General features: G+C 64.0%; 8 protein-coding genes. 2 read left to right on the top strand and 6 right to left on the bottom strand.

The genetic code is table 11. The annotated features are described in order from the left end of the window. From IE243_RS23100 to IE243_RS10505, 3 genes are all read right to left on the bottom strand, one after another. The coding region (locus IE243_RS23100) for a beta strand repeat-containing protein (protein WP_194624590.1) at positions 1-3,724 on the bottom strand (3,724 nt) is incomplete at its 3' end. A gap of 1,145 nt (positions 3,725-4,869) precedes the next feature. After that, on the bottom strand, positions 4,870-5,808 hold the full coding sequence (locus IE243_RS10510; RefSeq protein WP_191319328.1) for an alpha/beta hydrolase: 939 nt from the start codon (positions 5,806-5,808) through the stop codon (positions 4,870-4,872). 331 nt (positions 5,809-6,139) lie between these two features. Further along, a complete protein-coding gene (locus IE243_RS10505) occupies positions 6,140-7,642 on the bottom strand; it encodes a flavin-containing monooxygenase (protein ID WP_191319326.1) in 1,503 nt (500 codons plus the stop codon). 125 nt (positions 7,643-7,767) lie between these two features. On the opposite strand from IE243_RS10505, the gene IE243_RS10500 reads away from it, so the two are divergent. After that, positions 7,768-8,811: an AraC family transcriptional regulator gene (locus tag IE243_RS10500; RefSeq protein WP_191319324.1), complete on the top strand. Its 1,044-nt coding sequence runs from the start codon at positions 7,768-7,770 to the stop codon at positions 8,809-8,811. A 4-nt stretch (positions 8,812-8,815) separates the two neighbouring features. On the opposite strand, the gene IE243_RS10495 is transcribed toward IE243_RS10500, so the two are convergent. Together IE243_RS10495 and IE243_RS10490 are read right to left on the bottom strand one after the other, a co-directional pair. Next, positions 8,816-9,595 carry a YggS family pyridoxal phosphate-dependent enzyme gene (locus IE243_RS10495; protein ID WP_191319322.1) on the bottom strand — a complete coding sequence of 260 codons (780 nt, stop codon included), beginning with the start codon at positions 9,593-9,595 and terminating at the stop codon, positions 8,816-8,818. A 172-nt stretch (positions 9,596-9,767) separates the two neighbouring features. Then, positions 9,768-10,481, bottom strand: coding sequence for a glutamine amidotransferase (locus tag IE243_RS10490; RefSeq protein WP_191319321.1), 714 nt, complete (start codon positions 10,479-10,481; stop codon positions 9,768-9,770). Between the two features lie 424 nt (positions 10,482-10,905). On the opposite strand from IE243_RS10490, the gene IE243_RS10485 reads away from it, so the two are divergent. After that, positions 10,906-11,835: an MBL fold metallo-hydrolase gene (locus tag IE243_RS10485; RefSeq protein WP_191319381.1), complete on the top strand. Its 930-nt coding sequence runs from the start codon at positions 10,906-10,908 to the stop codon at positions 11,833-11,835. A 12-nt stretch (positions 11,836-11,847) separates the two neighbouring features. Here the strand turns inward: IE243_RS10485 and IE243_RS10480 are convergent. Next, positions 11,848-12,173, bottom strand: a 326-nt coding sequence (locus tag IE243_RS10480) for a GNAT family N-acetyltransferase (RefSeq protein WP_210319833.1), incomplete at its 5' end; no start/stop codon positions are given.

The following is a 12,173-nucleotide window of genomic DNA, read 5'->3' as shown; positions in this document are numbered from 1 at the left end:
CGCCGAGACCGAGAACTTCGGCGTCGACCGTGCCCAGGTTGAGCAGGGCGGTCTGGTTGTTGTTGCCGTCGACATAACCGACTGCGCCAGCGATGTCGGAGTCGATGGTTCCGCTGTTGCTGACCAGCGTGCGGTTGCCATTGCCATCCACATAAGCGCCAGCGCCGAGCACGCCTGCGTTGATGTCGTGCGTGTTGCTGACGCGCAGGCGGTTGTCGTCGCCATTGACGCCGCCAGCGATGCCGACGCCGATTGCATCAATGGTTCCGCTGTTCTCAACCGCCAGGCGGTTCTGGTTGCCATCCATGAAGCCACCGGCGCCGAGGATGCCCGCGTTGATCTGGCCGCTGTTGCTGACGCCGGCCGTATTGCCGTTGCCGGTGACATAGCCGGCCATGCCGACGCCAAGCGTCGTCGTGATCGTGCCGCTATTGTTAACAAGGATGTTGCCGTTGTTGTCGCCCTGCACGTAGGCGGCAAGGCCAATGGCGTCGGCGTTGGTCGTGCCGGACCCAATGTTCTCCACGCGAATGGAAGAGTTGTTGTTGCCCTGCACATAGGCGGCCGCGCCGATCAGCCCATTGGAGATGGAGCCATTGTTGGCGACGCTGACAGTGTTGTTGTTGCCGATGCTGACGCCGACGAGACCGACCACGTCGGCTTGGACATTGCCGGTTGCCGAGTTGTTGACGTCCAGCGTGTTGCCATTGCCGTCGACGACAACGCCGGCTAGGCCCGCGACGCCAGCGGTGACATTCGCCGAGTTGCTGACCTGAACATTATTGCCATTGCCGACGCCGACGCCGGCGAGGCCAACGATATCGCCATGCACCAGGCCCGAGAGGTTCCCGGCGGTGGCGTAATTGCCGTCGCCAACCACGACGCTGGCGACTCCTGCGAGGCCGCCATTAACCGAGCCGCCATTGCTCATGGCGTTGACAGTGTTGTTGTTACCGACGCCAACGCCGACAACGCCAGCGATGTCAGACGTCACCACGCCGCTATTCTCGACCTCGACATGATTGCCGTTGCCAACGGCCAGGCCCAGAGCGCCAGCGAGGCTGGCGTTGATTACGCCGCCCCGGTTGTCAACATTCACGGCGTTGCCATCGCCAATGGCGACGCCAGCGGCGCCGACCAGATAACCGGAGATGTTGCCAGTAGCGGAGTTGGTGACGGAGACGTCGAGGCCGCCAACAGCGGCGTCGCCAATTTTGACGCCAGCCAGGCCGACGAGCGGCAGCGCTCCGCCGCTCGATCCAATCGTCCCGTCATTGGTGGCGACAACCTGGCCATTGCCGATATTGAGCGCGATGGCGCCGATCAGATCAGCATCGACGGAGGCACCGGCGTTGTTGTCGACGGCCGCCACGCCGGTTCCGATGGTCAGCGCGCCCATGCCGACCAGCGGCGGGTCGATGACGCCATTGTTGGTGGCGGTGGCGTTGCCGCTGCCCAGCGCCACGGCGCCAAGACCAATGAAGCCGCCCTGATCGATGCTGATCTTGGCGTTGGCCGCGTTGGTGACGTTGACGTCGCCTTCGGTGTTGAAGCCGATGACGCCGGCCAGATTGCTGTTGACGGTACCCGTGTTGGTGACGTCAACTTGGCCGCCAGCGCCAATGGAGCCGGCAAGAATGCCAACGCCATTGGTGACGTTGATGGTTCCGCCGCTGGTGACGTCAACGTCATTGCCGCCGTTGCCAATAGCCAGCGCGATCACGCCCGCATTGCCGGCGGTGACGTCGCCGGTGGTGTTGACGTTCACCACGCCCTTGCCGTCGCCGAGCAGGGAGGTGGGATTGCTGAGATCGATCGAGCCCAGATTGTTCAGATCAAGATTGACGCCGCCAGCAACGGCCAGCACGCCAACGCTGCCGCCGTTGATGTTGGCGCTGCCGGTGACAGTCGTCGTCGCCACGCCATAGCCGCCGCCAATGCCGCCGCTGGCGGTGATGGCGGAAATGCCGATGCCATTCGTGCCGGTGACGGACTGGCCGTTGGCATTGATGGTGGTGGTGGCGTTCATGTTGGCGCCAAGCGTCAGCGCCGTGACGCCGTTTTCACTGCCGAGAACCGTCGAGGCTCCGGTGGTGTTGATGACGCTGGTTCCGCCCAGGCCCAGGGCGCCAATGGCGGTGACGTTGATGCCGTCGCCTGCGAGGCCGGTAACCGAACCGTTGTTCACCGTAAACGACGAAGCGCCGCCGGTAATCAGGGCGTTGACGCCGTTCTTGCCGCCGCTGATCGTCGTGCCTGTCGTGGTGACATTCGCACTAGCGCCGGTGATGTTGATGCCGTGGCCCGCCTGGCCGGTCACAGAGCCACCGGTGAGGTTCAGGGTGTTGCTGCCGCTCAGCGCATTGATGCCGTTCTCGCCGCCAACAATGGTCGTTCCATTGGTCGTGATGTCGCTGAAGAGACCCGTGGCGTTGATGCCATGGCCAGACGTTCCGGTGACCGAGCCGGCTGTCAGGTCAATCTGGTTCAGCCCAAGCCCATGAGCGTTGATGCCATTGTCGCCGCCGAGGATCGTCGTACCGTTTGCAGAGATGTCAGTCGCACCGCCGCCAGCGTTGACGCCATCCCAAGCCGCCCCGGTAACCGACCCTCCGGTCAGATTAACCTGATTAAATACGGTGCCTTGGGCGTTGATGCCGTTGGCTCCGCCCAGAATGGTCGTGCCATTCGCTGAAATATTGGTGGAGCCGCCAGTGGCGTTGATGCCGTCTCCGGTTGCGCCTGTTACCGAGCCGCCATTGAGATTGGTCGCGCCTGAGACGGTCCCTTTCAGATGGATGCCGTTATTTTGCCCGGTGATGTCCGTCGTACCCGACGTATTGACCGTGGCGTTAATCCCTGCGGACGCGTCGACGCCGTTGTCGCCGCCGCTGACGATAGCTCCATTCCGGATCGTTACAGTAGTGGAGCCCAGGGAGGCGGACGTTTTGACGCCATTCCCATCCCGACCTGTGACGGAGCCGCCGTCGACCGTGACATTGGCATTACCCAGGGGGCCGGTAGAGCTGGCATCCACGCCATCGGCCGTTCCATATACAGTCGTGCCGGTCAGCGAGAATGTCGCACTACCTAACGTCGCCGCGCCGTACACGCCATCGCCGCCATTGCCGCGAATGTTGGCGTCTGTTGTGGTCGTAACATCAACGCTTGTGCCGTTCAGAACAACGCCCGAATTTGCGCCGGTGACGCTGCCGGCGCCGGAGTAGGTGGCGGAACCGGCGTAGCTGCTGCCAACCTTATAGCCATTGACATCAACGCCGTTCTGGTTGCTGCCCGGATTACTCGTAACGGAGCCATTGTTTGTAACAAAGGCATTTCTTTGCGACAGATCGACGGTAAGAGCGCCCTGGTTGGCAATGCCAGCGCCATCAATCGTCGTACCGGATTCAATATTTAGGCCGCTTTTTACAGTCGGCGGAAAGCCAAACTGCCAACTGTTCGTGAAAGTTCGATTGCCGTTTGTTGTGGTTCGACTACCCCATGTTTCTGCATGAGCTTTCGTAGGCGCTACAGTTGCGCCAGCAGTCATAGCAATGCCGATGGCGCCACAAAGCGCCGTACCGGAGAGTAGAGCGCTACGGCCGGTATTTGCCGGTGCAACCGCTGCCTGCTCCGCGCGGTTCTCCAGACGCCAGGCGTCCATCAGCGTCATGCCGCCACGTCCGCTGCGAGCGCCGCCATTCTTCGCGCCGGAAATACCCATAGCTTCCCCCAACCCCTGACCGCCTACGCCGCATAGAACGAATTGCGTTCTTTTGCGCAATATCTACCTAATTTTGCGTGATAGCATTAGGGAATTGTCAAAAAAAGGGGGCTAAAACGCTTCAAAAACGTATATCATTATGCAACTAATTTTGAGAAATTTTGTTATTATTGATTTTCGACGATTGGGTGATTATTTTTATATTGATCGCGGGATTGTGTGCAATTTTCGCCGCTGACGTTAGGTATGAATACGCGGTTCGCGCAGAGAATTTTGTAAACAAAATTAAGATACAATTTATCAAAATTCATGATCTTCGGTATTTGCCTGACATAGCTGGACAAGCGCCGATCTTCCCTCAGGTCATGGGCAATCTTTTGCGGTCGTCACAATTTTGTAGCCAGACTTGACAACGCGGATCTCGAAGAATTTTGGCGCGGACAGAGCGCCCTGGCGCCGGCAATGACGTCATATACGTCGCGTCAGGGCTCCAGGCGGGCGCGACTCATTGCCTGTTGACCGGGATAGCAAACCGGATGGACGCGAGCCAGCCTGTCCAGGTCTTGTCCTGTTCAGGCTTTATCCGGCGCGGGCAGGCAGGGGGCGACAGGGCCGGATATGGGCAGCCGGGCCGGATATGGGAAGGACGGTGTGGCGGGCCGGGCCTGAAACAATCTTGCCTCAGGCTGGAGCGCTTCCCGCTCAGACGGAATCGGCTGATCGACAAATGCTCCGGACGCCTCAACGCGTCATGCCCGCACTTGATGCGGGCATCCACGAACAACGGGCAATGCCGGCGCCGTCATTCAGGTGCAGTCATCCCGATATATGTGGCCGCAGGCGCATCAACCGCGTGGATGGCCGGGTCAAGCCCGGCCATGACGGGGGGCGATGTCAGAACATGTCCCGATCCTGGCCGGTTTGAAAAATATTCCAAACCGGCCAGGCGCGCCCGTTGGCTGAACCGGCGGCTTTCCGGCGCGCCATGAAAACAGCGCGTCATGAAAACCGCCAGGCGCGGCAATCCGTTCGGGGATGAACGGATTGCCGCGCCGTCATGGCGAATGCCAGCGTCTTTGGGCCAACGCGTTTTGGGCCAATGCGGTTCTTTCACGCGAAAGGGCGTCCGCGTTGCCGGCGCCGCATCAGCCCCGCAGCATCTCGCCGAACCGGCGGGTGCTGCGGGCGATGATGTCCTGCGCCACCGGCGACCAGCGGCCCATGTCGAAGAAGCCGTGGATCATGCCGGGACCAGGAATCAGTTCCGCTACGCCGCCGGCGGCGCGCAGCGCCTCCGCATAGGCCGCGCCCTGGTCGCGCAGCGGGTCGAATTCCGCCGTCACCACCAGGGCAGGCGGCAGATTGGCGAGATTCTTGGCCTGGATCGGGGCAAGGCGCGGGTCCAGCGTATCGCTGACGCCGCTGGCGTAGTGGTTGTAGAACCAGGTCATGGTGTCGGCTTCGAGGAAGTAGCCCTTGCCGTTCTGTTCGCCGCTCGGATACGCGGCGGCGGCGTGATCAACGGCGGGATAGATGAGGAATTGCGCCGCCAGATTGATGCCCGCGTCGCGCAATTGCTGCGAGACCACCGCTGAGAAATTGCCGCCGGCGCTGTCGCCGGCCACGCCGACAGTATCATTGCCGCCAAGGTCACGGGCATGGGCCACGACCCAGCGGGCGGCGGCGATGGCGTCCTCGATACCGGCGGGGAAGGGGTGTTCGGGGGCGAGCCGGTAATCCACCGCCACCACCACCGCCCGGGCGCCGCGACAGACATCGCGGCACATGTTGTCGTGGGTGTCGAGGTCGCCGATGACGTAGCCGCCGCCATGGAAGTAGGCCACGGTGGGGAAGGGGCCGGCGCCTTCCGGCCGGTATATGCGCGCCTTCAGCGGGCCGGCGGCGCCATCAACCACGGCGTCCTCCACACTGGCGACCGGGGCGATCTGCTCCGGCGTGCGCGTGCCGAGCGTCAGCGCCAGATAGGCGGCGCGGCCTTCTTCCGGCGATCCCTCATGCATGGGTCTGGCGTCCGGGTTGGCCAGCATCTGCAAAACCTGGGCAAGGTGAGCATCAAGCGCCATGGGTGGTTTCTCCCTGTTTTATTGTCTGTGTTTATTCAACCGGGGGTCAATTTGCCTGATCCATTGATCCGCGAGGCAATGGATCAGGCCTGAACTCTGGAGCGTTGTGCGTTTATGTTGAACTGTATGAACCTCTCACGACGCCATGCCCGTACGTGATGCGGGCATCCACGCCCTGCTGCTTCAAGCCAGTTATCCCTTTGCATAAACGGCACTTCCGTGGATGGCCGGGTCAAGCCCGGCCATGACGCAGCCAGGCCATGACGAAGCAAGCCATGACGAATCCAGGAGCATCTCAGCGTTTTGCGATCCAGCCTGATTTCAAAATACTCTAGCGATAGGCCAGAGCGGCTTCGTCAGCCTGCACGGCGGGCAGGGCGGACATCTCCTCGCCATATTCCAGCTGATGCCGCCATGGCGCGCGGTCGCCCTGGCGGAACAGATGGTCCTGGGCGCGCATCACATAGCCAGCGTTGAAGTTTTTCGGATCCATCCACGGCAGGCGGGGCATGTCGGCGTCGTCGGCCGTGACGGTGGGCTCGACTACAGTGCGGCCTTCGCGCCGCATGTGTTCGATCACCCGGCACATCAGATCGCTGATCAGGTCCGAACGCAACGTCCAGCTGGCGCGGAAGTAACCCAGCACATAGGCCATGTTGGGCACCCCCTCGATCATCATGCCGCGCCAGGTCACCCGCTGCGTGAAGTCCACCGGCTCGCCGTCAATGCTGAACGGGGCGCCGCCGAAGAACTGCATGTTGAAGCCAGTGGCGGTGACGATGATGTCGGCGTCAAGATGCTCGCCGCTGGCCAGCTGGACGCCGCTGGCGTCGAATCGCCCGATGGCGTCCGTGACCACCGAGGCCTTGCCGCTGCGGATGGCGGCGAACAGGTCGCCGTCCGGCACCACGGCGATGCGCTGCTGCCAGGGACGGTAGGCCGGGTTGAAATGCCGGTCGACGTCGAAGCCCGCGGGCAGATGGGCGCGGGCCTGGTCAATGAGGAACGCGCGCAAGTCGTCCGGCTGCTCGAACGACATGCGGACAACCTCGCCGGCCTTGGCGATGTGGGCCCGGCGCATGATCTCGTGAATCCAGTCATCCGGCAGATCCAGCGCCCGCAACGGCGCCTCCAGTGGATGGGCGCGCGGGTCCGCCGCGAAGAAGGTCGGCGAGCGCTGCAGCATGGTGACGTGCGCCACCTTGTCGGCGAGGGCCGGGATCAGCGTCGCCGCCGTGGCGCCCGAGCCGATGACGACCACGCGCTTGCCGGCGCAGTCCAGATCTTCCGGCCAGTGTTGCGGATGCACGATCTGGCCCCTGAAGTCCGCCATGCCGGGCCATTCCGGCGTATAGCCCCTGTTGTGATCGTAGTAGCCGGCGCACATCCAGAGAAAGCCGGTGGTGAACGTCAGTGTTTCGCCGGTGTCGGCGCGGCTCACCGTCAATGTCCAGCGCTGGTCCCGCGATGACCAGTCGGCCGCCGTGACCTTGTGGCCGTAGCGGATGCGCGGCGCCAGATCGTTCTCGGCGATCACTTCGCTGAGATAGGTGCGGATCTCGTCGGCGGTGGCGATGGAGCTGCCGCGCCACGGCTTGAAGCTGTAGCCGTAGGTGTACAGGTCGCTGTCTGATCGGGCGCCGGGATAGCGGTGCGTCCACCAGGTGCCGCCAAAGCCGGCCATTGCGTCCAGAATGACGAAGCTGCCTTGCGGAAAGCGTTTGCGCAGGTGGCAGGCGGCGCCGATGCCCGAGATGCCAGCGCCGACGATGAGAAAGTCAAAGTGCTCCACGCCCGCAGCTGGCGCGGCCTGGCGGCTGGTTGCCGTATCCATGAGAACTGTCTCCTCCTGATATTGGGGCGAGCGTTGGCCCATCAGAAAGGATAGGTTCAAACCAGCGGCGGTTCTTGCTTTCATGCGACAGGATTTTGATCTTGCGCGACATGCAGGAGGACCGGATGTCAGGCGATCCATCGCACCTGAACAGCGTCCGCGCCGCGGCCCTGGCTGGCTTTGGCGATCTGGTGCGCGACCTCGGCGGCGACGCCTCCGCCATCCTGCGATCCTGCGGCCTCGCGCCGGCGGTGCTGTCCGATCCCGAGCGCTCCATTCCCTACCGGAATGTCGTGCAGGCGGTCGAGGCGGCCTCCCGCAGTCTCAACGCCCCGGATTTCGGCCTGCGCCTGTGCGCCATGCAGGACATCAACGCCCTTGGCCTGCTGGCCCTGGTCATGCAGTCGGCCCCCAGCGTGCGGGAGGGGCTGATGCTGGGCGCGCGGCATGTCCGCCTGCATAATCCGGCGCTGGGATACAGGACTTTCATGGACGCGGACAGGGGGCTGGAGCATCTGGCCGTCTTCCAGCGACTGGAGCCAAATGACGACATGCTCCAGGTCACGGAGATTTGCGTCTCCTACATGCGCCGCACGCTTGAGCTGCTGTCTGGCGGCGCGGTGCAGCCGGTGGCCATTCATTTCCGCCATGCCCCGCTGGGCAGCGAGGCGCAATATCGCCAGCATCTGGGACAGACGCCGCGTTTCAACGCCGCCTTTGACGGCGTTTCAGTCGACGCCCTGGCGATGCGCCGGCGCTCGCTGCGGCACAACCAGTTTCTGGAGCGCTTCGTCGGCGGCTTTCTGGCGGGGCTGTCGCCGGTGCGTGAGCAACCCGCAACGGATCAGGTGCGTCATGCGCTCGCCAGTCTGGTGCGGCTGGAGATGGCGGACCTGGGCACGGTGGCCCGGATTCTCGGGCGTCATCCCAGAACACTGCAGCGGCGATTGCACGCTGAAGGCGTGGTGTTCGAAGAATTACGCGACGTGGCGCGAAAAAACTGGGCGCGTCAGTTGCTCGGCCAGCAGGAGCTCAGCCTGGTCCATATCGCTCACCTGCTCGGCTTTGCCGACCAGTCGGTTCTCACCCGCGCCTGCCAGCGCTGGTTCGGAGCGACGCCCCGGCAATTCCGCCGGAACGCCGGGGCCTGGCCCGGTGTGGCGCGCTGAAGGTTCAGGCCAGGCCAGGCCAATAATGGGCGTCGCTGGTCGGCCGCGCGCCCAAGATGGCCTGGCCGACCCGCACGACGCTGGCCCCTTCCTCAATGGCGGTTTCGTAATCGCCCGACATGCCCATGGACAGGCCGGTGAGTCCCGGGTGCATGCTGGCGGCGCGATCCCGCAGGGCGCGCAGCAGGCGGAAACAGTCGCGCACCCGCTCCACGTCGGCGCTGAAGATCGCCAGGGTCATGAGGCCGCGCGGCTTCAGCCGGGGATAGTCTGGCAGGCGTTCGACAAACGGCGTCAGCGCATCGGGATGCAGACCATATTTGCTGTCCTCGCCGGAGGTATTGACCTGAACGAACACGTCGAGATCCTGCCCCACGGCGTCGAGACGGCGGTTCAGTTCTTCGGCCAGCCGCAAGCTGTCCAGGGCGTGGAACTCCGACGCCAGCCGAACCAGATACTTCACCTTGTTGGTCTGGAGGTGGCCGATAATGCTCCAGCGAACGGGCAGATCAGCCAGCGCCGCGGACTTGTCGCGCGCTTCCTGCAGTTTGTTTTCTCCGAAACTGGCGATGCCGGCGGAGAAGGCGAGGCGCAGAACATGAGCGGGCACGGTCTTGGTGACGGGCAACAGCCGCACGTCGTCGGGATCGCGGCCACAGCGGCGGCAGGCGGCGGCGATCCGCTCCTGAACGGCCGTGCGATTGGCCACGAACGCTCCGGCTGGATCGGCGCCAAAACGGGCGATGTCTTCTGGTGAAAGCGTGACCGTCGCAGGCGTCATCATCCGTCGCGCTCCTGTTCCCCAAGGGTGTGGCAAGCGCGCGATGCGGCGGCGGCGCACGCAAGGGGCGCGATCCCATGCATCCAGAACGTAGCTGCGGCCAATGGAGGGCTTCCGCGCAGACGGAAACGTCTGGTCAACCAGCCGTCGCTCAAAACAATAAAGGCCTGGAGCGCTACCGCGCCGACAGGCCCAGCCCCGCCAGCCATTCGGTCAGCATCGCGCGCGCCGCGATCGCCAGTTCGGGGCCGGCCTGCGCGGCCTGATCGCGCAAGCCGCGCGGGTCGATGCCCGCGCTCGCCAGCTCTGCGGCGTGCCCCGTCAACCAGCGTTCAATGCCGGCGGTTACGTCGACCTCCGGGTGAAACTGTAAAGCCAGGGCATGGACTCCGAGGGAAAAGGCCTGGGTCGGGCAGAGCGGCGTCGCCGCCAGATTTTCCGCGCCTTCGGGTATCTGGAAAGCATCCCCATGCCAGTGCAGCACGGGGATGCCCGCCAGACGCCGCAGCGGCCCAACCCGCCCGGCGTCTGTCAGCGAAATGGGACTGAAGCCGATCTCCTTGCGCCGCATGGGAGCGACCTCAACGCCAAGCGCCCTGGCCATGAGTTGCGCGCCCAGACAGACGCCAAGGGTTGGGCGGCCGGCCGCCAGTCTCGCGGCCAGGATCGCCTGTTCGTCAGCAAGGTAGGGGTAGGCGTCGGTTTCACAGGCGCCAACCGGGCCGCCGAGCACGACCAGCAGATCTGGCTCCAGCGGGTCGAGCGTGGCAAAGGGGGCCGCGTCGAGATCGCGATAGCGGATTGAGAAGCCGGCTTCTGACAGCACTGGGGCGAACACCCCGAGGTCCTCGAAGTGGATATGCCGGATCGCCACCGCTGTTCTTTGCATGACCTGATCTCCATGGCGGTCAGTTTCACCTCGCAGCCGGGGCTTTGTCCGTTTGCCTGGCCCGGCGCGCGCTGCCGCGCAAGCTCATCCGCCGCGCTGGAAGCCGTGTGAATGGTCTGCCAGCGCAGCCTGTTCCTAGCAGGATAGCGGTGGGTTGGACCCGGCCATTTTAAAGCGAAAGGTCAGACCAATCGCCGGCTTCGCCGGCAGGCGCGCCATGGCTTGGCGGAGGCTCCTGGCGTTGGGACCCGCTTTCGGACAGCCGGCGCCCGCCCGCCGGTGCGCCGGTGCTGCGGATAGCGGCGGCGAGATGGTTTTTGCCGGGTCGTGGTTGCATCCCCTGCATGCATCAGTCATGGAAAGGACCTGCATGATGTGGCCGCCGCCTTGTTTCGAGCGGCCACGCATGGTGTGGGAGGATCAGATGGGCGGCGTCACGACAGCGCGGGAACAGCACGGAATGACGCGGGCGGAATTCGGTCCGGTCACGGTCTGCTTCGGCGACAGGAACGGCAAGTATCCCGATGGCAACCAGGTGATCGTCCGGGGGACGGATTCTGTCGCGGTGTTCGATACGCCCATCAGCGCCAACGCCATCGGCCCCGATTTCACCAACGCCGACCTGTGCATTCTCGGCCACGTCCACGAAGACCATATGGCCGGGTTGCACCTGCTGAAAGGCAAGCCGGTTTACGCTCACGAGGCTGACGTCGCCGCGGCGCGCTCCTGGGACGCGCTGGCGGATGTGTTCGGCTATGAGGGCGCTGAGGAGCGGGCCGCATCCCGCGCCCGCTTCGAGCAGGATTTCCATTACGTCGAGACGCCAGACGCTATCGCCTACAAGGACGGCGCCACGTGGGATCTGGGCGGCGTCACCGTGCGCGCCGTGCACATGCCTGGGCACACCCCGGGCCATTGCGCGCTGCTGGTGGAGCCATACGGTCTTGCCTTTATCGGCGACATCGACCTGAGCACCTTCGGTCCCTATTACGGCGACGCCAATTCCAGCATGCATGATTTCCGCGAAACCTTGCGCAAGGTGCGGGATTTGCCAGCGAAGGTGTGGGTCACCTTCCATCACAAGGGCGTCTACACGGATCGCCAGCGTTTTCTGGATGACCTTTCCACCTACGAGGCGCGCTTTGACGAGCGCGACGTGCGTCTCCTGGAGATGTTGCGGGCGGCGCCGCAAACCCTGGAACAACTGGCGCGGGGGCGCCTGCTTTACCCGGCGCATTTCAATGAGCCGTGGGTCGATGGCGTCGAGGCGCGCTCCATCGCCATGCATCTGGATGAGCTGATGGGCAAGGGCCGCGTCGCCCGTGACGCGGACGGGCGCTATCGCCTGGCCTGATCGCGCGGACGATCAGCTGGCCCGCAGATCGTCATATTCCGGGTGACGGCTGGCGACCGCGCGGACGTAACCGCAGCGGGGGATCATGCGGCGGCCGCTGGCGCGAAGCATGTTGAAAACCCCGAGCACCAGCTGGCTGGCGACGCCGGAGCCGCGCAGGGCCGGCGGCACCTCGGCATGGTCAAGGCTGACCACGTCGCCGGCCTGGCGATAGCTGACAAAGGCAAGGCCGGCGTCAGTCAGCATTTCAAACCTGCCGGTCGCCGTATTGTCGCGGATATCGGGGCGTGGCTGGCTCATGACTGGGTCCTTCCTGAAGCAGTCCGGCCGGTTTGCGG

The organism is Camelimonas fluminis (genome assembly GCF_014656355.1).
In the GTDB taxonomy this organism is placed as follows: domain Bacteria; phylum Pseudomonadota; class Alphaproteobacteria; order Rhizobiales; family Beijerinckiaceae; genus Camelimonas; species Camelimonas fluminis.
Note: the sequence above shows the minus strand (reverse complement) of the source record. Positions and strands in the feature narration are given on the sequence as shown.